Source organism: Amycolatopsis sp. lyj-112, assembly GCF_046549055.1.
Taxonomy (GTDB): Bacteria; Actinomycetota; Actinomycetes; order Mycobacteriales; family Pseudonocardiaceae; genus Amycolatopsis.
Map to the genome: position 1 here is coordinate 147862 of NZ_JAJPWS010000013.1, position 25490 is coordinate 173351.

The 25490-nt window shown below is 69.3% G+C and carries 23 protein-coding genes; 16 read left to right on the plus strand and 7 right to left on the minus strand.

What is annotated here, in order from left to right; all coding sequences use genetic code 11:
* Positions 1 to 452: 452 nt before the first annotated feature.
* A complete protein-coding gene (locus ACLJRL_RS33050; RefSeq protein ID WP_410660261.1) occupies positions 453 to 1658 on the minus strand; it encodes a globin domain-containing protein in 1206 nt (401 codons plus the stop codon).
* A 346-nt stretch (positions 1659 to 2004) separates the two neighbouring features.
* Here ACLJRL_RS33050 and ACLJRL_RS33055 point away from each other — a divergent pair, with 346 nt between their 5' ends.
* The 4 genes from ACLJRL_RS33055 (at position 2005) to ACLJRL_RS33070 (ending at position 7291) form a co-directional block, all read left to right on the plus strand.
* A complete protein-coding gene (locus ACLJRL_RS33055; RefSeq protein WP_410660324.1) occupies positions 2005 to 2436 on the plus strand; it encodes a MarR family winged helix-turn-helix transcriptional regulator in 432 nt (143 codons plus the stop codon).
* A 75-nt stretch (positions 2437 to 2511) separates the two neighbouring features.
* Positions 2512 to 3696 carry an MFS transporter gene (locus ACLJRL_RS33060; protein WP_410660262.1) on the plus strand — a complete coding sequence of 395 codons (1185 nt, stop codon included), beginning with the start codon at positions 2512 to 2514 and terminating at the stop codon, positions 3694 to 3696.
* A gap of 89 nt (positions 3697 to 3785) precedes the next feature.
* On the plus strand, positions 3786 to 6383 hold the full coding sequence (clpB, locus tag ACLJRL_RS33065) for an ATP-dependent chaperone ClpB (RefSeq protein ID WP_410660263.1): 2598 nt from the start codon (positions 3786 to 3788) through the stop codon (positions 6381 to 6383).
* 191 nt (positions 6384 to 6574) lie between these two features.
* Positions 6575 to 7291, plus strand: a complete 717-nt coding sequence (locus ACLJRL_RS33070) for a hypothetical protein (RefSeq protein ID WP_410660264.1) — start codon at positions 6575 to 6577, stop codon at positions 7289 to 7291.
* Positions 7292 to 7295: 4 nt separating this feature from the next.
* Here the strand turns inward: ACLJRL_RS33070 and ACLJRL_RS33075 are convergent, their stop codons facing one another.
* Complete coding sequence (locus ACLJRL_RS33075; RefSeq protein WP_410660265.1) at positions 7296 to 8438, minus strand: hypothetical protein; 1143 nt, start codon at positions 8436 to 8438, stop codon at positions 7296 to 7298.
* A gap of 68 nt (positions 8439 to 8506) precedes the next feature.
* Between ACLJRL_RS33075 and ACLJRL_RS33080 the strand changes: the two genes are divergently transcribed.
* Positions 8507 to 9274: an SDR family NAD(P)-dependent oxidoreductase gene (locus ACLJRL_RS33080; protein WP_410660266.1), complete on the plus strand. Its 768-nt coding sequence runs from the start codon at positions 8507 to 8509 to the stop codon at positions 9272 to 9274.
* Positions 9275 to 9296: 22 nt separating this feature from the next.
* Here the strand turns inward: ACLJRL_RS33080 and ACLJRL_RS33085 are convergent, their stop codons facing one another.
* Positions 9297 to 9884, minus strand: a complete 588-nt coding sequence (locus ACLJRL_RS33085; RefSeq protein ID WP_410660267.1) for a dihydrofolate reductase family protein — start codon at positions 9882 to 9884, stop codon at positions 9297 to 9299.
* Positions 9885 to 10017: 133 nt separating this feature from the next.
* On the opposite strand from ACLJRL_RS33085, the gene ACLJRL_RS33090 reads away from it, so the two are divergent.
* From ACLJRL_RS33090 to ACLJRL_RS33110, 5 genes are all read left to right on the plus strand, one after another.
* Positions 10018 to 10779 carry an ABC transporter ATP-binding protein gene (locus ACLJRL_RS33090; protein WP_410660268.1) on the plus strand — a complete coding sequence of 254 codons (762 nt, stop codon included), beginning with the start codon at positions 10018 to 10020 and terminating at the stop codon, positions 10777 to 10779.
* Complete coding sequence (locus ACLJRL_RS33095) at positions 10779 to 13313, plus strand: FtsX-like permease family protein (protein WP_410660269.1); 2535 nt, start codon at positions 10779 to 10781, stop codon at positions 13311 to 13313. Before ACLJRL_RS33090 ends, ACLJRL_RS33095 begins: the two co-directional genes overlap by 1 nt.
* Positions 13314 to 13372: 59 nt before the next feature.
* Positions 13373 to 13936, plus strand: coding sequence for an orotate phosphoribosyltransferase (pyrE, locus tag ACLJRL_RS33100; RefSeq protein ID WP_410660270.1), 564 nt, complete (start codon positions 13373 to 13375; stop codon positions 13934 to 13936).
* Between the two features lie 118 nt (positions 13937 to 14054).
* Entirely contained in the window at positions 14055 to 14447 is a 393-nt protein-coding gene (locus ACLJRL_RS33105) for a DUF2784 domain-containing protein (protein WP_410660271.1), read from the plus strand.
* Between the two features lie 14 nt (positions 14448 to 14461).
* Complete coding sequence (locus ACLJRL_RS33110) at positions 14462 to 15115, plus strand: TrmH family RNA methyltransferase (protein WP_410660272.1); 654 nt, start codon at positions 14462 to 14464, stop codon at positions 15113 to 15115.
* Positions 15116 to 15154: 39 nt separating this feature from the next.
* Here the strand turns inward: ACLJRL_RS33110 and ACLJRL_RS33115 are convergent, their stop codons facing one another.
* The gene (locus ACLJRL_RS33115) at positions 15155 to 17299 is read right to left on the minus strand and encodes a molybdopterin oxidoreductase family protein (protein ID WP_410660273.1); all 2145 of its coding nucleotides are present in this window, start codon (positions 17297 to 17299) and stop codon (positions 15155 to 15157) included.
* A 73-nt stretch (positions 17300 to 17372) separates the two neighbouring features.
* Here ACLJRL_RS33115 and ACLJRL_RS33120 point away from each other — a divergent pair, with 73 nt between their 5' ends.
* Positions 17373 to 18401: a glycoside hydrolase family 76 protein gene (locus tag ACLJRL_RS33120; RefSeq protein ID WP_410660274.1), complete on the plus strand. Its 1029-nt coding sequence runs from the start codon at positions 17373 to 17375 to the stop codon at positions 18399 to 18401.
* A gap of 25 nt (positions 18402 to 18426) precedes the next feature.
* Here ACLJRL_RS33120 and ACLJRL_RS33125 read toward each other — a convergent pair whose 3' ends face one another.
* From ACLJRL_RS33125 to ACLJRL_RS33135, 3 genes are all read right to left on the minus strand, one after another.
* Positions 18427 to 18960, minus strand: a complete 534-nt coding sequence (locus tag ACLJRL_RS33125) for a GNAT family N-acetyltransferase (RefSeq protein ID WP_410660275.1) — start codon at positions 18958 to 18960, stop codon at positions 18427 to 18429.
* Between the two features lie 47 nt (positions 18961 to 19007).
* The gene (locus ACLJRL_RS33130) at positions 19008 to 19877 is read right to left on the minus strand and encodes a LacI family DNA-binding transcriptional regulator (protein ID WP_410660276.1); all 870 of its coding nucleotides are present in this window, start codon (positions 19875 to 19877) and stop codon (positions 19008 to 19010) included.
* An 88-nt stretch (positions 19878 to 19965) separates the two neighbouring features.
* A complete protein-coding gene (locus tag ACLJRL_RS33135) occupies positions 19966 to 21000 on the minus strand; it encodes a LacI family DNA-binding transcriptional regulator (protein ID WP_410660277.1) in 1035 nt (344 codons plus the stop codon).
* A 115-nt stretch (positions 21001 to 21115) separates the two neighbouring features.
* Between ACLJRL_RS33135 and ACLJRL_RS33140 the strand changes: the two genes are divergently transcribed.
* Genes ACLJRL_RS33140 through ACLJRL_RS33160 form a run of 5 tightly spaced genes read left to right on the plus strand, consistent with a single transcriptional unit; the run spans position 21116 to position 25486 of the window.
* Positions 21116 to 22135 carry a substrate-binding domain-containing protein gene (locus ACLJRL_RS33140; RefSeq protein WP_410660278.1) on the plus strand — a complete coding sequence of 340 codons (1020 nt, stop codon included), beginning with the start codon at positions 21116 to 21118 and terminating at the stop codon, positions 22133 to 22135.
* Positions 22132 to 23121: an ABC transporter permease gene (locus tag ACLJRL_RS33145; protein WP_410660279.1), complete on the plus strand. Its 990-nt coding sequence runs from the start codon at positions 22132 to 22134 to the stop codon at positions 23119 to 23121. Before ACLJRL_RS33140 ends, ACLJRL_RS33145 begins: the two co-directional genes overlap by 4 nt.
* Positions 23118 to 23939 (plus strand): ATP-binding cassette domain-containing protein, encoded by an 822-nt coding sequence (locus tag ACLJRL_RS33150; protein ID WP_410660280.1) that lies wholly within the window; start codon positions 23118 to 23120, stop codon positions 23937 to 23939. The genes ACLJRL_RS33145 and ACLJRL_RS33150 overlap by 4 nt, the downstream gene beginning before the upstream one ends.
* A gap of 6 nt (positions 23940 to 23945) precedes the next feature.
* Positions 23946 to 24842, plus strand: a complete 897-nt coding sequence (locus tag ACLJRL_RS33155) for a PfkB family carbohydrate kinase (protein ID WP_410660325.1) — start codon at positions 23946 to 23948, stop codon at positions 24840 to 24842.
* Positions 24839 to 25486: a nucleoside/nucleotide kinase family protein gene (locus tag ACLJRL_RS33160; protein WP_410660281.1), complete on the plus strand. Its 648-nt coding sequence runs from the start codon at positions 24839 to 24841 to the stop codon at positions 25484 to 25486. Before ACLJRL_RS33155 ends, ACLJRL_RS33160 begins: the two co-directional genes overlap by 4 nt.
* The last annotated feature ends 4 nt before the right edge of the window (positions 25487 to 25490 follow it).

Below are 25490 nucleotides of genomic sequence, written 5' to 3' on the forward strand. Positions count from 1 at the left end.
GTGAAGATCTCGACGAACTCGGTGGATGCTCGTATTTCACGGATTCGGCAGTCATGGGTGAACGATGTTCTCCAGTTGTATCGGGCATATTCTCCAGACCCGATGTCGTGATGGTGCTCGTGTTCCCCCGAGGGGATCCGACTGTATGCCCGAACGTCGTAAAAGGATCCACCAATGGATGTTTCCCGCTCGATCGGACCAAGATATATACGCGCCGTCAACCCCATCTGGCGCTCGGTAAAGGTGATCATGCAGGACGATTTTCGTGCCCCACCAGTGGTTTTCGCCAGTTCTCGGCAAAACGTGATCCGCCGATCGGGTGGCTTTCTTTCCGTGAATACCGAGTAACGTAACGATGCGCGGCGGTGTACTGATCAGCACTGCGAAATCGCATTCACTGACGCGGTGAAAGCACAGCCGGTGATCTTTGGGCGAGCGAGGAGAAAGGCCTGCTAGTCGATGGTGAAGGGGTCGTATGTGATCTGGTCGAGCGCGCTGCCGGCGACCAGCATCCGGGACACCGTGGCCCGGATCATCGTGGGCGAGCCGGAGACGAGAATGCGGTGACCGGGCCAGGATCCGTACTGGGTAACGGCTTCCGCGAGGGTGCCGGTTTCACATCCCGGGACGTCGTCGCCGCGCTCGACCACCGGGGTGACGGTGAGCCACGGGTTCGTGGCCGCGAGCGCGCGCAACTCGTCGAGGTCGTACAGGTCCTCACGCGACGGTCCACCGTAGAACAGGTGCACCTTCGGATTGTCGCCCCACTGCGCGAGGTCGTCCAGAATGGCGCGAAGCGGCGCGACCCCGGTACCGCCCGCGATCATCAGCACGTCGCGGCCGGCGGCCCGGTCGACCGAAAGCCTGCCGAGCGGCGGGCCGAGACGCCAGACGTCGCCGGACTGCGTGTGGCTGACGATGGCCCGCGAGACCCAGCCGCCGTCGACGGCGCGCACGTGGAACTCGATGCCACCGTCCTCGCGGGGAGCGTTCGCCGGGGACAGATAGCGCCACAGCCGCGGCCGCTGCGGGACTTCGACGCTCATGTACTGGCCCGGCTGGTACGGCACCGGGAACTCGGGCTGGAGCCGGACCAGGGCGAGGTCCCAGGTGAGCCGGCGGTGTTCCAGCACGGTGGCCGACCACGACGCAGGATTCACGTCGGCCGCGGCGGCCTCCTGCATCGCGCGGGCGGCGATGGTGAACGCCTCCGCCCAGGCGCGTTCGACATCCGGGGTCCACTCCGGGCCGAGGTGGTTCTTGAGCGACGCGAGCAGCGCCGTCCCGACGGCTTCGTAGTGCCGCGGGATGACACCGAACTTGCGGTGGTCGCGGCCGAGCTGCGTCAGGAACGGGACGAGGTCGTCCGGCCGGTCCACCATCTGCACGATGTGGACCAGCGCGCGTACCAGCCTGCCCCGCTGGACCTCCATGTTGATCGGGAAGAAGTCCCGGGTGGCGGGCGCGAGGGTGAACAGCATCCCGTAGAAGAACTGCGAGATCTCCGGGACGAAGGGTTCCGACTTCGCCCAGGTGTCACGGATGAGCCGCACCATCGCGGTGACCGCTGGTGGGGCTTCCCTCGGCGCTGAAGACCGGGGAAGGGGACTGACCGCGTCGGCTGTCATGGGCTGGGATTCGCTGATCGGATAGTGCATACCGGAAGGGGATTCCGATTCTTCACGAACGAGACGCCGGACAAGACGGCTTTTCTGACATCTGGGCCCCGCGGTGGACCACTGGAGAAGAATTCACAGATCGTTCACCTCTCCGGTCAGTGCCTGTCGGCCGGTCGGCTGGTTCCGGCTCGCCCGCGAGACTAGCTGCCGGGAGGCCTTTTGCCCGCATCGTTGCTCCGGACGGGTGTACTGGAGTCCAGGTGGCAGTGGGGGATCTCACGAGGTTAATAGTTGCCTTACGCAAGTGTCGCCGAATAAAGTTGTACTGTACAAGTAGCTTGGAGGACAAGTGGTCAGCTCCGCCGACGACGCCAGGGTCGAACTGATGCGTGAGCTGAAGGCCGCCTCCCAGCTGCAGCACGCTTGGATCATGCAGGCCTGGCAGGCCGACCCGGGGCTTCATCCCGCCGCCGCGATGCTGCTTTCCGACCTGGCGAAGTACGGCGAAGCCCGGCCCTCGGAACTGGCCAAACGACGGTTCGTGGACCTTTCGGTGGTGAGCCGCCAGATCGCCCAGCTGTCCGCCGCCGGGATGGTCGACCGCCGCCCCGCGCCCGAGGACGGCCGCGCGTCGATCATCAGCATCTCCGCGCAGGGACACGAGGAGTTGTCCCGCCGCCGGGCCGGGTATCTGGCGTTCATGGAACGCGCGCTCGGTGACTGGGACGAGGAAAAGGTCGTCGAACTGGCCACGCGGCTGGCGGAAATGAACACGGATGTCCGTGCGGCGCTCGGCGCGCAACCCTGCGACGTTTGACGGCGGCCGTTCTTACCCGTGGGTCTTGACTGAACGGACCTTTCGTAGCGCTCTCACCCCGGTAGCGTCGAAGCGGTGCGTAACCGGGTCGCGTTGCTGGTCGCCTTGGGAATCGACAACTTCGGCTCGGGACTGTTTCTCCCGCTGGGCCTTGTCTTCGTCATCCGGGTGGTGGGTCTTCCCCTCGCCCAAGCAGGGGCGGCGGTCACGCTCGGTGCGTTCGCCGGTCTCCTCGTTCCCGCGATCGCCGGGCGGTTCGTCGATCTGGTCGGCCCTCGGACGGTGATGATCTGCTCCCACCTCCTGCAGGCCGGTGGCGTGGGCGCGTATCTGCTGGCCGGCGGGTTCACCGGGATCGTCGGAGCGTCGGTCATGCTCGCGGCCGGGCAGCAGCTGTTCTACAGCTCGCAGTTCTCGCTCATAGCCGACGTCGCGGGCGATGGCCCGAAGGACCGGCCGTTCGCCGAAGCGGCGATGGTCCGCTCCGCGGGCTTCGGGCTCGGTGGCCTCGCGGCGGCCGGGCTCCTGGTGTGGATCGGGCCCCAAGGCCTCTACGTCGCGGTCCTGGTCGACGTCTTCACCTTCGTCGTCGCCGCGGCGATCCTCGCGACGATGGTCCCGTCCGTCCGGCGCTGCCCTCGGCGCCTCTCGACGCCCGCGCGGGTCTGGCGGAACCGGCCGTACCTGGCGCTGATCGTGTTCAGCGGGCTCTTCGCGCTCACGATGGACTTCTTCCTCATCGGGATGCCGGTGTACGTCTTCAACGCGCTGCAGGGCCCGCGGTGGCTTCCCGGCGCGATCATCGCCCTGCTCACCGTCGTCACCAGTCTGGGTGGTGTCGTCGCGTTGCGGGTCACCAGGAAGATGACCCGGATCGCCGCCATGCGCACGGGCTCCGCGTTGTTCGCGGTGTGGTGCCTGGCCTGCCTCGCGGTGGTGTTCGTGCCGCGCGTGCTCCAGCCGGTCTACCTGCTCGGCGCCACCCTGGTCCTGGCCGCGGGCGATCTCGCGTTCGGCCCGCGGTCCGGGGCGCTGGCCGAGGCCGCGGCGCCGCCGGAGGCGCGGGGGCGCTACTTGGCGGCCTTCCAATACGCGTTCACCCTCGCCGCCGTGATCGCTCCGGCCCTCGTCGCGTTGTTCTCCGTGGCAGTCTGGATCCCGTGGGTGCTCGTCGCCGCGTGCGCCTGCGCCGCCGTCGTCGGCCTCGGCCGGGTGGGCCCGCGCCTGCCCGCCGAGGCCGTCTCGCCGGGCGGAGGCTGACCGATTCAGAGTTGAGCGGAACAGACTCAACTTTCCTGACGTTGTACCTGTCGACCGACCAACGAGCATTACCCAGTACGAGGTGAGGGATGGACGCTTTCAACCCGACCACGAAGACCCAGCAGGCGATTTCGTCGGCGGCGCAGGCGGCCACGATGGCGGGGAACCCGCACGTGGCGGCCGCACACCTGCTCGGCGCCCTGCTGGCGCAGGGTGAGGGGCTGACCGCGCCGCTCCTGACCGCGGTCGGGGCCGACCCCGAGCAGGTGCACAAGGAGCTCGAGCCGCTGATCGGCGCGCTGCCGTCGGCGACCGGCGCCACCGTGTCGAGCCCGCAGTTCGACGCGAACGCGGTCAAGGCGCTGACGCACGCGCAGAAACTCGCGACCGAACTCGGCGACGAGTACGTCTCGACGGAGCACCTGCTCGTCGGCCTCGCCACCGAGGGCGGCCCGGTGGCCGACCTGCTCAAGCGGCACGGCGCCACCCCGGACGCGCTGCGCGAGGCGTTCGCGAAGGTCCGCGGGTCCGCGCGGATCACCAGCGCCGACCCGGAGAGCACCTTCAAGGCCCTGGAGAAGTACGGCGTCGACCTGACCGCGCGCGCCCGCGCCGGCGAACTCGACCCGGTGATCGGCCGGGACACCGAGATCCGCCGGGTGGTGCAGGTGCTGTCGCGGCGCACCAAGAACAACCCCGTGCTGATCGGCGAGCCCGGCGTCGGCAAGACGGCCATCGTCGAAGGCCTCGCACAGCGCATCATCGCCGGTGATGTGCCGGAATCGTTGCGCGGCAAGCGGGTCATCTCACTGGACCTCGGTTCGATGGTCGCGGGCGCCAAGTTCCGCGGCGAGTTCGAGGAGCGGCTGAAGGCTGTGCTCAAGGAGATCACCGACTCCGCGGGCGAGGTCGTCACCTTCATCGACGAGCTGCACACCATCGTCGGCGCCGGTGCGACCGGCGAAGGCGCGATGGACGCGGGCAACATGATCAAGCCGATGCTCGCCCGCGGCGAACTGCGGATGGTCGGCGCGACCACGCTCGACGAGTACCGCCAGCACATCGAGAAGGACGCCGCGCTGGAGCGGCGCTTCCAGCAGGTGCTGGTCGGCGAACCGTCCACAGAGGACACCATCGGCATCCTGCGCGGGCTCAAGGAGCGGTACGAGGTGCACCACGGGGTGCGCATCACCGACGCCGCGCTGGTCGCCGCCGCGACGTTGTCCGACCGCTACATCACCGCCCGGTTCCTGCCGGACAAGGCGATCGACCTGGTCGACGAGGCCGCGTCGAAGCTCCGCATGGAGATCGACTCGCGGCCGGTCGAGATCGACGTGGTCGAGCGCGCCGTGCGGCGGATGGAGATCGAGGAGATGGCGCTGTCCAAAGAGGACGACGTCCCCTCGAAGGAACGGCTCGCCGTCCTGCGTTCGGAGCTGGCCGAGAAGCGGGAGACGCTGACAGCGCTGACAGCGCGTTGGCAGAACGAGAAGGGCTCGATCGAGCGCGTCCGCGAACTCAAGGAGCAGCTGGAGCAGCTGCGCGGCGAGTCCGAGCGCGCCGAACGCGACGGCGACCTCGGCAAGGCCGCCGAACTCCGCTACGGCCGGATTCCCGCGCTGGAGAAGGAGTTCGAGGCCGCGACCGCCGAGAGCGAGGTCAGCCAGCAGAACGTCATGCTGAAGGAAGAGGTCGGCGCGGACGACGTCGCCGACGTGGTCAGCGCGTGGACCGGTATCCCGGCCGGACGGCTGCTGGAGGGCGAGACCGGCAAGCTGCTCCGGATGGAGGACGAGATCGGCAGGCGGGTCGTCGGGCAGAAGGAGGCCGTGCAGGTCGTCTCGGACGCGGTGCGCCGCACCCGGGCCGGCGTCGCGGACCCCGACCGGCCGACCGGTTCGTTCCTGTTCCTCGGCCCGACCGGTGTCGGCAAGACCGAACTGGCGAAGGCGCTGGCGGAGTTCCTGTTCGACGACGAGCGCGCGATGCTCCGGATCGACATGAGCGAGTACGCCGAGAAGCATTCGGTGGCGCGCCTGGTCGGTGCCCCGCCGGGCTACGTCGGCTACGACCAGGGCGGGCAGCTGACCGAGTCCGTCCGGCGGCGGCCGTATTCGGTGGTACTGCTGGACGAGGTCGAGAAGGCCCACCCCGACGTGTTCGACGTGCTCCTGCAGGTGCTCGACGACGGACGGCTCACCGACGGCCAGGGCCGCACGGTGGACTTCCGCAACACGATCCTGGTGCTGACCTCGAACCTCGGCTCACAGGCCATCGCCGACCCGGCGCTCGACGAGCGGCAGCGGCACGACGCCGTGATGGCGGTGGTGCAGCGGCAGTTCAAACCGGAGTTCCTGAACCGGTTGGACGACATCGTGGTGTTCCACGCGCTCGGCACCGACGAACTGACGTCCATTGTGGACATTCAGGTCGAGCGGCTCGCGTCGCGGCTCGCCCAGCGTCGCCTGACGCTGGAGGTCACCGCCGGGGCGCGCGAGTGGCTCGCCCTGAACGGCTTCGACCCGATCTACGGCGCGCGGCCGCTGCGGCGGCTGGTGCAGTCGGCGATCGGCGACAAGCTGGCGAAGCAGTTGCTGGGCGGTGAGGTCCGGGACGGCGACACCGTCCGGGTCGACATCCCCGCCCAGGAGGCATCCGACTCCTTAACGGTCGCCCGGGTGGACTAAGTCCGTGAAGGCCTCCTTGAGGGACTCTGAGTCCCTCAAGGAGGCCTTCACGGACTTCTGCCCGATTCGGTGGCGACACAGCGATTTGTCGACGTTTCGGCGGCTCTTCCGGCGTGCCACACCGAAAGGGGTGGCGCGACACGGCGCCCGGCGATCACCTCCGTCGAGCGCAGGGGGATACCCTGACGGTCGTGGGTATTCCGGCGTGGATCTGGTTCGTCGTCGCCGCCGTCGCGTTGGTGGCGGGGCTGGGGCTGCTCGCGGCCGACCGGGCGAAGGAAGGCTCTCGCAATCGCGAGAGGATGCGTTGGGCCGAGTTGCGCGGCTGGCAGTTCGTCGAGGAGGACGATCGGCTGCCGCGGCAGTGGTCCGGCGGCGCCATCGGTTACTTCGGCGCGCAGGCGGCGGTCAACGTCGTGGCCGGGTCCACCTTCACCTCCGACGGGCGCCGTCCCGTCTTCATCTTCGACATCGAGACCGAGGGCCAGATCCCGGCCGTCGTGGTCGCCGTGCGCTGCAACCGGGTGCACGAGGTGCCGCTGGAGCTGTGGCTGTCCAGCGTGCCGTTCCAGCGCCAGGACATGCCGGAGATGCTCGGCCCGATCGGCCAGCGCTACGCCTTCGCGGACGATTCCGAGGGCGCCCGCAAGGTGATCACGCAGGAACTCGTCGACGCGGCGGATTCGCTCGGCGGCGACGTCGGCGTGGCGTGGCTGGAGAACGAGTGGGTGCTCGCGAGCGTCGCCCCGAACGCCGGGCCGTCGCGGCTCGAGCGGCTGCTGCGCGACCTCGGCGAGATCGCCGACATCGTGGACCCGTTCGACGAGGACTACGACAACGCCCCGACCCCGGGCCGTCACTGGCAGTCCGAGACGGCCGACGACGTCGAGCCGCAGGACAGCGTCTAGAAATTCAGGACTGCTTGAGTTCCAGCGGCAGCGCGCCGAAGGTCACTCCGGTGTGCGTCGGCTGCTGACCGAGCAGCGTCAGGTCGAGTGTCCCGGACTGCCGGACGTTGCCCGCCTGCGTGGGATCGGTGGTGGGCAGGAGCCCGCGAGCCGACGTCGTCGTGGTGCCGTGGACGTGCGCGAGCTCGTCGACGCCGAGATCGCCGCTGATCGTGTTCGCGCCCGAGCCGGTCAGCCCGGCGCCCCGCTGGGCCAGGTTCGCGTCCTGCGAGGTCGTCACCAGCCCGGCCACCGGACCGGCGCTGCCACCGAGGGCGTGCTCCTGGCCGAGGCCGGCCCCCGAGGAGTCCAGGACGCCGCTGAACCGGCCGCCGCCGTGCTGCGCCGACGTCGTCCCGACCGCGGCGTACTCGCCGAGATCGACAGCGTGCCCGGACGAGCGTCCGGTTTCCAGTGCGCCGCCGAGGTCGCCGGCGAATCCGCCGTCGAGCCGCAGCGCGCGGTCGGTCCCGCCTCCGGTGTGCTGTTCGGTCTCGTTGATCACGCCGAACCCGGGCAGCGGGCGGACGGCGTGATAGGTCCCTTCGGACGCGCCGAACCCCCGGCCGTCCGCGGTGACGAGGGAGGCCTGGCCGGTGCGAGGATCGAGCGCGGCTTCGGTCAGCCGCGCGCCGGTCCGTTCGAGCTTGGTCTCGTTACCTGCCACGACGCTGCCGTAGCGGTCGAGTTTGACGGTGTCCCGTTGGCCCTGCGTGATCGTCTCGGCGGTCTTCGACGCGGTGAGCGCGCCGACCTTGTCCGGGCGGACCACGACGCCGTCGCGGCTCTCGACGCTTTCGCTGGTCGACCGGCGGACGTCCGCGATGATCTTCGCGTCGCCGAGGCTCTTGCTGTAGACGTTCCGTTCGGTGCTGTTCACGAAGCCGCGGAGGACGGAGTTGTCGCCCTCGGACGTGACGCCGATACCGCGATCGAGGGTGCCTTCGCGGTGGTGATCGAGCGGTAGCGGGACACTGCCGAGAGGGATCAACTGGTCTGTCTGGGTGGCCAGCGCCGTGGCCGGGCCGGCGAACAGCAGCGCCAGCGGCGCCGCGCCTGCCGCGACCTTGGGCAGATAGCTGGGCTTGCGCCGACTGTGCTTCCCCATGATCCGGGACGATACTTCCCGACCGGAATCGTCGCATGTCAGACCCCCACGAGGGGTAGTTTTCCGGTATGACACACACCGCCCTGATCACCGGCGCCACCGCCGGCATCGGCGCGCAGTTCGCGCGCAGGCTCGCCGCCGAGGCGTACGACCTGGTGCTCGTCGCCCGCGATCTCGACCGGCTGGAGAGCTTCGCCGCGGAACTGATCGAGGCGCACGGGGTCGACGTCGTCGTGCTGGCCGCCGATCTGTCCGAAGTGGATGGTCGGGCGCTGGTCGAGGCGCGGCTGGCCGAGGAGCCGGTGGACCTCCTGGTGAACAACGCGGGCTTCGGTCTCAACGGCGAGTTCTGGACCATTCCGCAGGACGCGTTGCAGCGTCAGCTGGACGTCAACGTCACGGCCGTCCTGCGGCTGACCCGTGCCGCGCTGCCCGCGATGATCGAACGCGGTGAGGGCGCGATCATCAACGTCAGCAGCGTCGCCGGGTTCTTCAGCGGACGCGGCTCGACGTACACGGCCAGCAAGAACTGGGTCACGTCGTTCACCGAGGGCATCGCGGCTTCGCTGCCGAAGGGCGTGCGGATGATGGCGCTCTGTCCCGGGTTCACCACCACGGAGTTCCACGAACGCGCGGGTCTCGACCGGCCGGGCCCCAAGGCGTTCTGGCTCGGCGTCGAGCAGGTGGTGGACGAGGCGCTCGCGGATCTGCGCCGCGGCAAGGTGATCTCGGTACCGAGCCTGCAGTACAAGGCGCTGGTGGCCGTCGGCGGCCTGCTGCCGCGGGCCGTGCTGCGCAAGCTCGGCGGCGGCTTCGGTGGCAAGGGCCGCACCTGAGGGCGCGACCCCTGCCGACCGGTCAGCGCGTGTAGGTGACGAAAGCCGCGCCGCTTTCGAGCACCTTGTGCCCGGCGAGTTTCCAGCTTTGCGGGTCGAAGGTGGCCTTGCGGGAGAAGAGCGGGATTCCGGTGCCGATCGTCAGCGGCGCCATCTTCAGGACGAGCCGGTCGATCTCGGGGTAGAGCGCCCCGGCGAGTTCGGCGCCGCCCACCAGCCAGATGTCCTTGCCGTCCTCCTGCTTCAGCTTCTGGACCGTGGCGATCGGATCGTCGGCGACCAGTTCGACGGCGGCGTCCGGGCTCTCGGTGAGCGTCCGCGAGAAGACCAGGTGACGCAGGTGCGGGAAGGCGTCGGTGACGCCGGCCTTGAGCCCGATCTCGTAGCTGCGCCGTCCTTCGACGACGGTGTCGAAGTGCGTGCCCTCCGCCGTCACGTTCAGCGCCGCGCGGGCGGGACCGGGCAGGGTCTCCGGGTACTCCGCGATCAGATGCTCGAGGTAGTCCGACGGAATCGGCCAGAACCCGTCGGGTCCGGTGGGGTCGGCGCCGTCCGGTCCCGCGATGAAACCGTCGAGGGTGGTGGCGACGTAGTACACGAGCTTGCGCATCCAGAGAATCCTTTCGAGTCGAGCCGAGTATGCCCGCCGTCCTTTGCCGCCAGGCCGGGGTAGGGCTCGCCCTACCCCGGAGACGGACGCTCGCCCCAGGGTGCTTCCGACCTGGGATTCCTAGGGTTTTCCCATGAACACTGGGTGGAACGGTGACGCGGTCCGGCTCGACGGCGTCCGCAAGGAGTACGGCAAGGGCGTCATCGCCCTGGACGGGGTGAGCCTCGCGTTCCCGCGCGGCGGGTTCACCGCGGTGATGGGCCCGTCGGGCTCGGGCAAGAGCACCTTCCTGCACTGCGCGGCCGGCCTGGACCGGCCGACGTCGGGGTCCGTCGTGCTCGACGGGCAGGAGCTGGCCGGGATGAGCGAGACGAAGCTGACCAAGCTGCGCCGCGACCGGGTCGGCTTCATCTTCCAGGCCTTCAATCTGCTCCCGGCGTTGACCGTCGAGCAGAACGTGACGCTCCCGCAGCAGCTCGCCGGCACCAGGCCGGACCGGCGGCTCGTCGAGGAGATCCTCGCCCGCGTCGGGCTGACCGGGCGCCGCAAGCACCTTCCCGGCGAACTCTCCGGCGGGCAGGCGCAGCGTGTCGCGATCGCGCGGGCGCTGGTCACCCGGCCCGCCGTGGTCTTCGCCGACGAACCGACCGGCGCGCTCGACACCCGCACGGCCGCCGAGGTCCTCGGGCTCCTGCGCGATTCGGTCCGCACGACCGGCCAGACCGTGATCATGGTGACGCACGACCCGATGGCCGCCTCGTACGCGGACCGTGTCGTCTTCCTGGCCGACGGCCGGATCGCGGACGAACTGCACGCGCCGACCGCGGACGTCGTCGCCGAACGCATGACCCACCTGGGTGCCTGGGGCCGTCCGGTATCTGCGGCGGGTGCGTGATGCTGCGACTCGCTTTCCGGACCTTGCGCCTGCGCAAGGGCGGTTTCATCGGCACCTTCATCGCCGTCTTCTTCGGCGCGCTGATCGTCGCCTCCTGTGGTGGCCTGATGGAGACCGGGATCCGGAGCAACGCGGAGCCGCAGCGGCTCGCGGCGGCGCCGATCCTCGTCACCGGCGATCAGTCGTTCGACATGCCCAACGAAGACCCGGCCTCCCTCGACTCCGACGACAAGCGCAAGTTCGAGACCGCGCGGCTTTCCGAGCGGGTCCGGCTCGACAGCGGCCTCGTCTCGCGGCTGCGGTCCGTCCCCGGCGTCTCGGACGTCGTCAGCGAAGTGAGCTTCCCGCTCGCGGCGGCCGGACAGCCGGCGCTCGGTCACGCTTGGGATTCCGCCGCGCTGACCCCGTACGCCCTGGTCGAGGGCGCCGCACCGGCCGCGGGTGAGGTCGTCGTCGAGTCGACGTCGGGGCTGAAGTCCGGCGATCGGGTCGAGGTCGCCTCCCGCGGGAAGACCGAGACCTTCCGGGTCGCCGGCGTGGCCGGTGCGCCGCGTTCGATCACCCAGTCCGCGGTGTTCTTCTCCGGCACCGACGCGGCCCGGCTCTCCGGCTACCCGGGCAAGGCCGACGTCATCGGCGTCTTCACCGAGCCGGGCGCCGACGTCGAAGCGGTGCGGGCAAGCGTGGTCAAGGCCGCCGGTGGGGCGACCGTTCTGAGCGGTCTCGACCGCGGCGTCGCGGAATTCCCCGAGGCCGATTCGAGTGGTTCCAACCTGATCGTCATCGCCGCGGTGTCCGGCGGGCTTTCGGTGATGGTCGCGATGTTCGTCGTCGCCAGCACGCTGAGCCTGTCCACCCAGCAGCGCTCACGCGAACTCGCGCTGATGCGGGCGATCGGCACGACCCCGCGCCAGTTGCGGCGCATGGTGCTCGGCGAGGCGCTGGCCGTCGGCCTGCTCGCCACCGCGCTCGCCGCGGTACTGGGTCCGTTCCTCGGAGAGTGGCTGTTCGATCAGCTCGTCGAAAACGGTGTCGTGCCCGGGGTGCTGCGGTTCTACCAAGGCTGGCTCCCCGCCGTGGTCGGTGCGGGCGCCGCGATGCTCGCGGTGTTCATCGCCGCCTTCGTCGCCGGCCGTCGTGCCGGCAAGATCCGGCCGACCGAGGCGCTCGCCGAAGCGGCGGTCACCCGCCGGTGGCTGACGCCGACGCGTGTCGTGCTCGCCGTGCTCTGCTTCGGTGGCGGCACCGCGCTGGCCATCGTGACCGTCGCGGTGATGAGCGGCCCGGTCGCGGCCAGCACCGCCGGCCCGGCGGTGATCCTGTGGGCGCTCGGCGTCGCGATGATCACGCCCGGCGTCGCGAAGGTGATGACGGCGATCCTGCAGTGGCCGATGCGCCTGCTCGGCGGCATCGACGGCCGTCTCGCCGTGCTCAACACCCGCGCCGGAATCGTCCGGGCGGCCGGTGCGGTCACCCCGATCATGCTCGCGGTGGGCATCGCGACCGCGAACATCTACCTGCAGACCACCCAGCAGGAACTGGCGGATCAGGCGTTCACCGAAGACGTCCGCGCCGACGCCGTGATCGGCTCGGCGGCCGGCGGGCTGTCACCGGACCTCGTCGGGCGGATCCAGTCCGTTCCCGGTGTCGCCGGTGCTTCCGAGTACGTCACGAGCAACGTGTTCGTCGAGGCGCCGTACGACGACTCCGACGAGGGGCGCCCGGCGATCGGCCTCACCGCGTCCGGCGCGGGGGCGACGACCGCCACGAAGGTGACCGAGGGCAGCCTCGACGCGCTGACCGGCGCCACGATCGCGCTCCCGGAGGTCTTCGCGAAGGACTTCTCCCGCGGAGTCGGCGACACGCTGAGCCTGAGGCTCGGTGACGGCACCCCGATCGACGTCCGGGTGGTCGCGCTGACCAGTCAGCGTCCCGGTTTCGAGAGCCTGCTGCTCCCGGCCGGCCTGCTGGCCCCGCACACCACCGCCGGGCTCGCCCAGCAGGTGCTCGTCCGCGCGGCGCCGGACGTCGATCCGGCGGCGCTGACCGAACGGCTCCGCGAGGCGACGGCCGGGCAGCCGGTGTCCGTCGGCGACCGGAACGCGCTCGTCGCGGCCCACGCGAAGGACCAGGCCGTCGGCGCGTGGGTGAACTACCTGCTGGTCGGGATGATCATCGCCTACACGGTGATTTCGGTGGCCAACACGCTGGTGATGGCGACCATGCGGCGGCGTCGCGAATTCGGCCTGCAGCGGCTCACCGGCTCGACCAGGGCACAGGTGCTGCGGATGGCCGGGTTCGAAGGCGGGCTCGTCGCGTTGATCGGGATCGTGCTCGGCACCGTCGTCTCGGCCGGCGCGATCGTCCCGTTCTGCCTGGTGGCGACGGATTCCCTGCTGCCGATGGGGTCCCCGCTGATCTACCTGAGCATCATCGGGATCGCCGCGGCGCTCGCCCTGACGGCGACGCTGCTCCCGGCCTGGGCGGCGACCCGTGGCCCGGCCGTGGACGCCGCGACGTCCGGCAGTGACTGAGTACGCATCGGGGATCCACCCCGGGGGCGCCCGGCGAGAGGTATGTAAGACTCTCGGCCGTGGCGTACCCCGGGTTGGATCAAGCGGCGAAACTCGAACTGGCCAGGTTGGTCGGCGAACTGGCCGTCGTGCACGGCAAAGTGACCTTGTCTTCGGGCAAGGAAGCCGACTATTACATCGATCTCCGGCGAGCGACGCTGCATCACGCGGCCGCTCCGCTCATCGGGAAGCTGCTCCGTCAGCTCACCCACGACTGGTCCTACGTCGCCGCCGGCGGGCTGACCCTCGGCGCGGACCCGGTGGCGCTGGCGATGCTGCACTCCGCAGCCACCGACGGTGTCGTGCTCGACGCGTTCGTGGTGCGCAAGGCCGTCAAGGAGCACGGCATGCAGCGCCGGATCGAAGGCGTCGAGGTGCTGGGGCAGCCGGTGCTGGCCGTCGAGGACACCTCGACCACCGGCGGCAGCGTGCTCACCGCCGTCGAGGCGCTGCGCGAGGCCGGAGCGAACGTCGTCGGCGTCGCGACCGTCGTCGACAGGGACACCGGAGCGCGTGAGGCCATCGAGAAGGCGGGCCTCGAATACCGTTACATTCTGAACAAGGACGACCTCGGTCTGTCGTAACTCTCGGTTTCGAGGGGACGTTCACCGCATCAATGCGGTGAACGTCCCCTTTTTTCGTGAGCGTTTCTCAATAAGAGAGGGGTAACGTCGCTGGTGGGGGCGTGAAAGGGGGCTCGAGGTGTCGGCGTTTCTCGCGAACATCACGGTCGCGGTGCACATTTTCGCACTGCTGTTCATCGGCTTCGGCGGATTCCTCGCCTGGCGGTGGCCGAAAGTGATCTTCGTGCATGTGTTCTTCGCCGCATGGGGTGTCCTGGTCAACGTGTTCCCGTGGCCGTGCCCGCTGACCGCGCTGGAGAACATGTTCCGCCACCAGCAAGGCCTCGGCGACCTGCCCGGCGGCTTCAACGCCTACTACCTCTACGACACGATCTTCCCGCGCTCGTCGCTGCCGCTGGTCATCGTGATCGCGATGGCGACCGTGATCGTCTCGTATGTCGGAACGATCCAGCGCTGGCGTCACCGGCACGACGACGCCGACGCACCGGCGCACCGCGTCAGCATGGGCTGAGTGACAATCACCGGGTGAACTCGGATGAAGCCGGCCCCACCGAATGGGTGGCGCGGGAAGAGGTCGGCGTCGGACCGTGGGAGGGCGAGTGGCCCGCTGACGAGCGGTACGACCCCGAACTCCTGACCGGCGGAGACCGCCGCAACGTCGTCGACCCGTACCGCTACTGGCGGCGCGAGGCCATCGTGTCCGATGTGGACGGCCGTCGGCACCCGTTCCATGTGGCGATCGAGAACTTCCAGCACGACCACAACATCGGCACCGTCGTCCGGACGGCGAACGCGTTCGCCGCGGCCGCGGTGCACATCGTCGGACGGCGGCGCTGGAACCGGCGCGGCGCCATGGTGACCGATCGCTACCAGCACCTTCACCACCACGAGGACGTCACCGGGCTGCTGTCGTTCGCCGCCGAGGAGGGGCTCGCCCTGGTCGCCGTCGACAACACTCCCGGGTCGCAACCCGTCGAGACCGCGGAACTGCCGCGCGAGTGCGTGCTGCTGTTCGGCCAGGAAGGGCCCGGTCTGTCGGCCGAGGCGCAGAAGGCCGCGGCGCTGGTGGTCTCGATCGCGCAGTTCGGCACGACCCGCTCCATCAACGCCGGCGTCGCCGCCGGGATCGTCATGCACGCCTGGGTCCGGCAGCACGCCGACCTCACCCAAGCCTGGTAACGCGAGTCACGCCTTCAATCACGCGAGTCACGCCTTCAATCACGCGGGGGCGACCTCGACCGGGATCCCGTTCAGCACGGCGTTGCCCGACGGGACGTCGAGCAGGGTCTCGTCGGCGACGAGATTCGAGTTGACCCCGGCGTGCGCGGTGGCGACCCGCGTCCGCATTCCTTCGGGCTCGTGCCCCCAGCCGTGCGGCATGCTCACCACACCCGGCCGGACGTCGGCCGTGACCTCCACCGGCGCTTCGAGTTTCCCCGCCCGCGACGTCACCGAGGCGAGCCCGCCGTCGGTCAGCCCGAGTCGGGAGGCGTCGTCCGGGTGAATCTGGACGGTGCACCGGTTGCCGCCGCGCACCAGCGGCGTCAGGTTGTGCATCCACGAGTTGTTCGAGCTCAGGTGCCGCCGCCCGATCAGCAGCAGGCCGCCGTCCGGTGTCTTGCCGAGTTCCGCGCGCAGCCGGGGGACGTCCGCGGTCACCGCGTCCGGGGCCAGTTCCACCTTCCCGCTCGCGGTGGTGAGCACCTCCGGGATACGCGGCTTCAGCGCGCCGAGGTCGATGCCGTGCGGCGCGGCTTCGAGGTCGGCCAGCTTCAGCCCGTACGGACCGCCGCGCAGCATCAGGTCGATCATCCGCGCCGGCCCGACACGCCCTTCCGCGAGTGCGAGGTCGACGCCGGTACGTCGCGCCGTCTCTCCCGCGACCATCGTGTCGAACGCGGCGACGTCGACGTCCGGGCCCTGACCGGCGGCGATCCCGGCCATCCGCAGCAGAGTGACCCACTCCTGCGGCATGTCCGTCTCGAGCGTTTCCGGCGTCCAGTTGGCGACGTTCCGCACGGCCAGCGTGTACAGCGCGACGTCGTAATGCGGCCGCTCCAGCGGCGACGGACCGGGCAGGATGACGTCGGCGTGCCGGGTGGTCTCGTTGAGATAGACGTCGAGCGAGACCATGAAGTCCAGTTGCCGCAACGCTTCCGTGAGCCGCGCGGAGTTGGGCGTGCTCAGTGCCGGGTTGCCGCTGATCGTCACCAGCGCGCGGACCTGGCCCTCGCCGGGCGTCTCGATCTCGTCCGCGAGCGTGGCCACCGGCAGCTCGCCGAGCACCTCGGGATACCCGCGCACGCGGCTCTTCCAGCGACCGCTGGTGAACGGCGACGTGCGCCGCGGCTTCCACGCCGCGGGCAGCGCGAACATCACGCCGCCCTCGCGGTCGAGGTTGCCGGTGAGCGTGTTGACGACGTCGACCAGCCAGCTCGCGATCGTGCCGTAGGTCTGGGTCGTGGTCCCCATCCGGCCGTAGACCGCGGCGCGTTCGGCGTCCGCGAGTGCGATCGCGATCCGGCGGATCTCGGCCGCGTCGATCCCGGTCGCGGGCGAGACGGCCTCCGGGGTGAACGGCTCCGCGAGCGCGCGCACTTCTTCGACACCGGTGACATGCTCCGCGAGCCGGCCGAGATCGACGCGGTTCTCCGCGAACAGGACGTTGACCAGTGCGAACAGGAACAGTGCGTCGGTGCCGGGCCGGATCGCGTGGTGCTCGTCGGCGAGCTGGGCCGTCCGGGTACGGCGCGGATCGAGGACGACGATCTTGCCGCCGCGCTTCTGGATCCCGCGCAGCCTGCCGCGCGTGTCGGCCGCCGTCATCAGGCTTCCGTTGGACACCAACGGATTCGCGCCCAGAATAAGCAGGTGCTCAGTGCGGTCGAGGTCGGCGACGGGGATGGTCTGCGGGTCGCCGAAGAGGTACCCGGACGAGAAGTGCTTGGGCATCTGGTCGACCGTGGTCGCGGTGTAGAAGTTCTTGGTGCCCAAGGCTTTGAAGAACACACGGCCGTAGAGCACAAGCGACGCGTTGTGCACCGTCGGATTGCCCGAGTACACCGCGACGGCGTCTTTGCCGTGCTGGTCGATGATCGGCCGGAGCCGCTTCTCGACCTCGGCGAACGCCTCGTCCCAGGTGACCTCGACGAACTCGCCGTCGCGCTTGACCAGCGGCGCGGTGAGCCTGTCCGGATCATGGTGCAGCGCGCCGAGCGAGGCGCCTTTCGGGCAGATGTAGCCCTGCGAGAAGACGTCCTCGCGATCGCCCTGGACCCGGGTGACCAGCTGCTTTTCGTCGATCGTCACCTCCAGGCCACAGGTGGCTTCACAAAGGGGGCAGGTCACATGTGCCGTGGTCATGAAGCACCTCGCGGGGTCGGTGGTCGTCTCAACATACTGAGCGGTATGTCAGCGGGCAAGGGATGATGGCGCGATGAGTGCGGACAGACCTCTCGCCGGACGGGCCGCGTCGGCCGAGCGTGCGCTTCGCGAGCGGCATCTGCGCCGGGTGTGGGGACTGCCCGGGACCGTGCTGGGCCGCAGCGGCTGGCCGCCCGCGGGACGCCAGCGGGTCCACTGGAACTGGAACTACTGGTGGCAGGCGCACCTGCTGGACACCCTCGTCGATGCGCACGTGCGGGACCCCTCACCGGATCGGCTGAAGCTGATCGAGCGGTTCGTGGCCTCGGTGCGGCTGCGCAACTTCGGCAAGTGGACCAACGACTATTACGACGACATCGCCTGGCTCGGCCTCGCGCTGCAGCGAGTGGGGCATCTCGGGCTGGATGTCCGCGGCGGGCTGGAGGCGATCAGTTCGCGGCTGCGCGAAGGCTGGACGGAGGACGCGGGCGGCGGTATCTGGTGGCGTGTCGGCGACCAGTTCAAGAACGCTCCCGCGAACGGCCCGGCCGCGATCTTCCACGCCCGCGAAGGTTCGACCCAGCACGCGCAGGGGCTGACCGGCTGGATGACCGAGCGGCTCGTCGATCCCGATACGGGGCTGGTGTGGGACGGGCTACGCGTCGACACCGGTGAGCTGGTCAAGCATATTTTCACGTACTGCCAAGGGGTCTACCTCGGCGCCTGCCTCGAACTGTCCGAAATGGACAGGGTGGAGCACACCATTCACGCGGTCGCGGAACACGTCGCGCCGAACGGGGTGATCCGGGGTCAGGGTGGTGGGGACGGCGGCCTGTTCGCCGGGATCCTGGCGCGGTACCTGGCGCTCGCGGCGCCGCTTCTGCCCAGCGGGGTGGCGCGCGACATCGTCATCCGGTCGGCTGAAGCGTGCTGGTCCGGCGCCACCGAAACCCCGCACGGACCGCTCTTCAGCGCCGATTGGGCCACTCCGGCGCCTTCGCTGCCCCTCGCTCCCGACGCCCCCGAACGCGACCTCTCCGTCCAGACCAGCGCCTGGATGCTCCTCGAAGCCGCCGCCACCCTCGAACACACCCGCCATTAGAGGACTACTTGCGGCGGGTGCGGGGTCACCAGACGTCGCCTTCGCGGTAGTCGCAGGTGAGTTCTCCGTCCAGATCCAAAGCGCCGCCCACCGGCAGGACGTGAATCGACCCGTCCTCCTCCTTCGTCGCCTTCACGCCCGAAGGCGTCATCGCCGACGAAGGACCGCGCCACAGCTGCCACCCGCGCGACGCGTAGAACTCCAGCGCCTCGTCGGACGCCGAAAGCGCGCCAACGTCGTACGCCTTCCGTGTGACCCGCTCCAGCGCGTCCATCATCGCGTCGCCATGACCGCGCCGACGTCGGTCCGAGCGGACGGCGACCGCTTCGACGTACCCCGTCCGGAGGGCCCGCCCGTTGTGCACCAGCCGCCGCTGGACCAGCGACGCGTGCCCGATCAGCTCGCCGCCTTCCCACACCAGCGTGTGCATGCCGCCGAGGGCGTTCGCCCAGTCGTCGTCGCTGAAATCGCCGTCGAAGGCGTCGTCCAGCAGAGCGCGCGCCGCGGTCAGCACGGTGGCTTCGAGATCGGCGGTGTGCACGGTCCACAGGTCGGTCATACCGCCATCTTCACCCGGCGGCGAGGTTCTGACCAGCGGGTTGTGACTCAGCAGCCGCACGACGCACGGTGTATGAAGCGCGGTGCGAGCCGTACGGATTCGGGTCGTCGCTCAGGGTCGGTGATCCGGGCCAGCAGGAGTTCGACGGCCTTGCGCCCGATCTCCTCGATCGGCTGCGCCATCGTGGTCACCGCCGGGGTCACCTGCCCCGCCCATTCCATGTCGCCGTAGCCGACGATCGCGAGGTCGCGCCCGATCCGGATGCCGAGCCGGTGCGCCTCGTACTGGACGCCGATCATCATCGCCTCGCTCGCCACCACCAGCGCGGTGGGCGAAGGCCAGCTGTCGAGCAGTTTCGCGGTCGCCGCGGCCGCCCCGCCCGGGGTCGACTGTCCGCACGCGACCAGCTGGGACGTCCACCGGATGCCGGAGCGGCCGAGGCCGAGCCGGTAGCCCAGCGCGCGCTCCTCGTAGGTGGCCATGTCGTCTTCGCCCGAGATGAAGCCGATCTTGCGGTGCCGCAGCCCGGCGAGGTGCCGTACGAGCGCGCAGACGGCCTGGATGTTCTCGGAGCCGACCTGGTCGACGTCGTTGCGTCCGGCCATCCGGTCGACGAGCACGGTCGGCACACCCATTCGGACCAGTCCGTTGATCACCGCTTCGTCGCCGGCGGCCGGGACGAGCAGGACACCGTCGACGCGGTCCGCTCGCAGCGCGCGGACCACCGCGGCCTCTTCGGCGACGCTGTCGCCGGTGTCGGCGAGGGTGATTTCGCAACCGTGACGGCGTGCGGCCCGGCGGATGGCGCGGATGAGTTCACCCGAATACGGGTTCGCGTGCACCGCCATGGCCACCCCGAACCGGTGGGTGACAGGGGTGTCCTCCCACAGGGGTAACTCCGGGGATAGTGCGGTCATGGCTCCACGCCTTCATCCGAGCTTGAATGAAGGTAACGGCTGACCGAGCATCACTCGCCGGTGAGGCCGGAAAGTCTCGCAACAATCATCAATGTGAGTGAACGTGTACGCATCCGCACGACGCCCGATGGCGGAGCGTAGGCGGAATCCGAATCGTCTGGGCCTTGCGCGCCGGGTCGTTGATCCGGGCCAGCAGCAGCCGGACGGCCTGGGTACCGATCTCCTCGATCGACTGCGCCATCGTGGTCAGCGGCGGGTCGACCAGGTCGGCCCACTCGACGTCGTCGTAGACCACCACCGGCAGGTCGATCCCCGCGCGCAGCCCGCGGCGGCGCAGCTCGTGCAGTACTCCGACCATCATGCTGTCGTTGCCGACCACCAGCGCGGTCGGCGGTTCCGGTAGCGCGAGCAGTGTGCTCAGCGCCAGCGACCCGCCCGCTCGTGACGACTGGCCGCACGCGACCAGATCCTCCGACCAGGTGAGTCCTGAGCGGCCGAGGCCGAGCCGGTAGCCGAGGATCCGCTCCTCGCTGGTGCTCAGGCCGGCCGCGCCGCTGATCATGCCGATCCGCTGGTGCCCGAGCGACGCCAGATGCGCCGTGAGCGCCGACGTCGACTGGATGTTCTCCGTGCCGACCTGGTCGACGTCGGTGCGGGTGGAGAGCCGGTCGATGAGCACCGTCGGGACGTCGAGCGAAACGAGTTCGCCGATCACCGAACCGTCGCCCGGCGACGGCGTGATCAGCAGCCCGTCGACGCGGCGGGAGCGCAGCGTCCGGACCGTCTCACGCTCGGTGTCGACGGTGTCGTGCGTGTCCGCCAGCAGGACGGTGTACCCCGCCGACGCGGCTTCGCGCTCTATCGCCTGCATGAGCATCGCGAAGTACGGGTTCGCCAGCAGGGAGATCGCGACGCCGATCGAGCGGGTGCCGCCGGTGACCAGCGAACGGGCGATGGCGTCGCCGGTGTAGCCGGTCTGTTCGATCGCGCGGAGGACGGCGGCCTTGGTCTCCTCGGCCACCGCTCTCGTCCCGTTGACCACATGCGAAACCGTGGTGATCGAGACTCCCGCCAGCTCGGCGATGTCGCGTTGGGTGGGGCGGGAGGAGCGTGACGGCCGCATTACCAATCCTCGGTCAGGTCTGCCTGCAAGCGTTTGCGCAAACGCTTGCGAGTGAGCATAACCCTGTCTACCTTCCGGTCCATCGCCGATAGCCTCGAATCGGAGGGCATCCCCAATGAGACAACGCAGTCTCCTAGTGCTCGCCCTGGTCACCACACTCGCGGTGACCACGACCGGCGCGTGCACCGTCGAACGCCACTGGGGTGGCGGCTCGAACGCGGGCGGCGGTGGCAAGGCCAAGGTCGGCCTGGTCACCAAGACCGACACCAACCCCTACTTCGTGGAACTGAGAGCGGCCGCCAAAGCCGCCGCCGAAGCGAACGGCGCGGATTTCAGCGCGCTCGCGGGCCAGTTCGACGGTGACAACGACGGCCAGGTCCGGGCCATCGAGAACCTCATGCAACAGGGTGCGAACACCATCCTCATCACGCCCAGTTCGTCGACCGGTGTCCTCGACGCCATCGACCGGGCGCGCAAGGCCGGTGTCCTCGTCATCGCGCTCGACACCGCGACCGAGCCCGACACCGCCGTCGACGCCACCTTCGCCACGGACAACTTCGAAGCCGGACGTCAGCAAGGCGCCTATGTCAAGACCGCGCTCAACGGCAAGGCGCCGAAGCTGTTCATGGTGGACGGCACCGCCGGTTCCACAGTGGACACTCAGCGGCACACCGGTTTCCTCAAGGGCATCGGCCTGACCGACGCCTCGCCGGAGATCAAGGGCAAGACGCCGGCGAACGGCGACCAGAGCCTCGCCCAGCAGGGCGTGGAGAACCTGTTGCAGCGCACCACCGACATCAACGCCGTCTACTCGATGAACGAGCCGATGGGCCGCGGCACGTATGCCGCGCTCCAGGCCCGCGGCCTGGTGAACCAGATCGTGATGGGCTCGATCGACGGCGGCTGCGAAGGCGTCAAGAACGTGCGCGACGGCCAGTACGCCGCCACGGTCATGCAGTTCCCGAAGAAGATGGCCGAACAGGGTGTGCTCGCGGCCGTCGAATACGCGAAGACCGGCAAGAAACCGAGCGGGTTCGTCAACACCGGATCCACGGTGATCACGGACAAGCCGATCTCCGGCGTGGAAAGCCAGGACACCAAGTGGGGCCTCGAGAACTGCTGGGGGACGAAATGACAACCTTGACCCTCAAAGGCAACGAACGGCCGACTGTCGGTGAGTTCTTCCTGCGCGCGCCTGCCGTCGGGCCGACGCTGGCCCTGCTCGTCGCGATCGTGGTGTTCTCGCTGTCCACGGACACCTTCCTTGATCTCGACAACCTTTCCCTTGTGGTGCAACAGTCCCTGGTGGTCGGCACGCTCGCCCTCGGGCAGACGCTGATCATCCTGACCGCGGGCATCGACCTGGCCAACGCGGCCGCGATGGTGCTCGCGACGCTGATCATGGCGAAGCTCATCGTCGGCGGAGTGCCCGGTATCTGGGCTCTGCTGCTGGGAATCGTGGCGACGGTCGTGATCGGGATGGTCACCGGTTCGCTGGTCACCCGGATCAAACTGCCGCCGTTCATCGTCACGCTCGGCCTGCTGACCGTGCTCACCGCGGCCGCGAAACTGTTCGCGAGCGGACAGGCCGTCCCGGTCGCCGACACCCTGCTCAAGTGGCTCGGCACCCGCCGGTACCTGTTCGGCGGCATCCCGATCACCTACGGCATGACGCTGGCTTTGCTGATGTACCTGGTGCTTTGGTACGCGCTCACGCGGACGCCGTGGGGCAAGCACGTCTACGCGGTCGGCAACGCGCCGGAATCCGCGCGACTGTCCGGGATCAAGGTCAACCGGACGATCCTTTCGGTGTACATCGTCGCCGGGGTGATCGTCGGGATCGCGGCCTGGCAGGCGCTCGGCCGCGTGCCGAACGCCGACCCGAACGCCTTCCAGCTCGGCAACCTCGACTCCATCACCGCGGTGGTGCTCGGCGGCGCGAGCCTGTTCGGCGGCCGGGGTTCGGTTCTCGGCACGATGATGGGCGCACTGGTCGTCGCGGTCCTGCGCTCCGGCCTGACCCAGCTCGGGGTGGACGCGCTCTACCAGGACGTCGCCACCGGTGCCCTGCTCATCGGCGCTGTCTGCGTCGACCGTTTCGCGAGGAGGCAGCAGTCATGACGACGCCCACGACGCTTGAACCGACTCTGGCCGCTCAGGGACTGGTCAAACGCTACGGCCGGGTCACCGCCATCGACGGCGCCGACTTCGAACTGTTCCCCGGTGAGGTGCTCGCCGTCGTCGGCGACAACGGCGCCGGGAAGTCGAGCCTGATCAAAGCCTTGTCCGGAGCGGTGATCCCGGATTCCGGTGAGATCAAAGTGGACGGTGAGACCGTCCACTTCAAGTCCCCTTTGGATGCTCGCCACTACGGTATCGAGACGGTGTACCAGGATCTCGCGGTCGCGCCCGCGCTGGACATCGCGTCGAATATGTTCCTGGGCCGCGAAAAACGGCGTCAGGACCTGTTCGGGCAGCTGTTCAGGAAACTGGACACGGCGACGATGCGGGCCGACGCGCAGCGGATCCTGGACGAACTCGGCATCAACATCAAGTCCATCACGCAGCCGGTGGAGACGCTGTCCGGTGGGCAGCGCCAGGGTGTCGCGGTCGCGCGGGCGGCCGCGTTCGGCACCAAGGCGGTGATCATGGACGAGCCCACCGCCGCGCTCGGCGTCGCCGAATCCGGCAAGGTCCTGGATCTGATCAACCGGATCCGTGACCGCGGCCTGCCGGTGGTGCTGATCAGCCACAACATGCCGCACGTGTTCGACATCGCCGACCGTATCCACGTGCATCGCCTCGGCAAGCGTGTCGCGGTCGTCTCGCCGAAGACGCACACTATGAACCAGGTCGTCGGCCTGCTCACGGGTGCGCTGACGATCGGTGAGAACGGCGAGGTCGAAGAGGTCGCTTCAGCCGTGCACACGGGTTTGTGAGTGCGAGTGCTGCTGGCGGGCCTGTGCACCGTCGACCAGGTTCAGCGCGTCGCCGAGATTCCGGCGCCGGGCGAGAAGGTGCGTTCGCTGTCGATGGACGTCGCCGCCGGGGGGCCGGCGACGAACGCGGCGGTGACCGTGGCCGCGCTCGGTGCCGGCGCGACGCTCCTGACGATCGCCGGTGCGCACCCGCTGGCAGCACTCGCTCGCGCCGACCTCGAAGCGCACGGCGTCGACCTCGTCGACCTCGATCCCGATCTGCCCGACCCGCCCGCGATCAGCGCCATCGTCGTCCGTGAGCGGGACGGTGAGCGCACCGTCGTTTCACGCAACGCCCACGCGACCTCCTCCACCCCTGCGCAATTAGTCCTCTACTTGCGGTCCTTGCACGCGCAACTACCGCAACTAGAGGACGAATTGCCGGGGTGTGTGCTCGTCGACGGGCACCATCCGGAGGTCGCGGTGCACGTCGCGCGCTGGGCGCGGGAGCGGAAGGTACCGGTGGTGCTCGACGCCGGAAGCTGGAAGCCGGTCTTCGAAGAACTCCTGCCGCTGGTGGACATCGCCGCGTGCTCCTCGCTCTACCGCGGGGACGATCCGCGTGCGCACGGCGTCCCGGTGGTGATCACGACGGCGGGCCCCGAACCGGTCCGCTGGTCGACGGCGGACGGATCCGGTGCAGTCGGCGTCCCCGTCACCCAGGCGCGTGACACGCTGGGCGCGGGCGATGTCTGGCATGGAGCTTTCGCGTACGCGGTCTCACAGTTTCACGGGAACGAGCGCTTCGGGGATGTCCCCGCGTGGATCGGGTTCGCCAACGAGGTGGCCGCCGAACGGGTGCGGCATGTGGGACCGAGGTCGTGGACGGCCGCGGTCGCGGGAATGGGAAAGGGAATGCGATGACTGCAATGCCTACGGTGTTCGATGACCTGCTGACCAGGGCGCAGGCGATGGCGAAGCCGGGACAGCGGAGCGTGCTCGGGATCGTCGGCGCGCCGGCGTCCGGCAAGACCACGCTGGCCTGGGGCCTGGCGAAGGCGCTGGGCACGAGGGCGGCCGTGGTCGGGATGGACGGCTTCCACCTCGCGCAGGTGGAACTGCAGCGCCTCGGCCGGGTGGAGCGCAAAGGCGCGCCGGACACCTTCGACGCGGCCGGGTACGTGCACATGCTGCGCAGGCTCGCCGAAGGTCGCGAGACCGTCTACGCGCCCGAGTTCCGTCGTGAGATCGAAGAGCCGATCGCCGGTGCCGTCGCGGTCACGCCGGACGTCCCGCTGGTGATCACCGAGGGCAACTACCTGCTGATGCAGGACGACCCGTGGAGTGGCGTCAAGCCGATCCTCGCCGAGGCTTGGTTCCTCGCGCCGGACGAACCCGAGCGTATCGAAAGGCTCGTTTCGCGGCACCGCCGCTACGGCCGCTCGCTCGTCGACGCACGCCGCCGCGCGCTCGGCTCCGACCAGCGCAACGCCGACCTCATCGCGTCGACCAGCGACCGGGCCGACCTGGTCCTGGAGAACCTTCCCCTGGTCAACTTCGCCATATGATCGC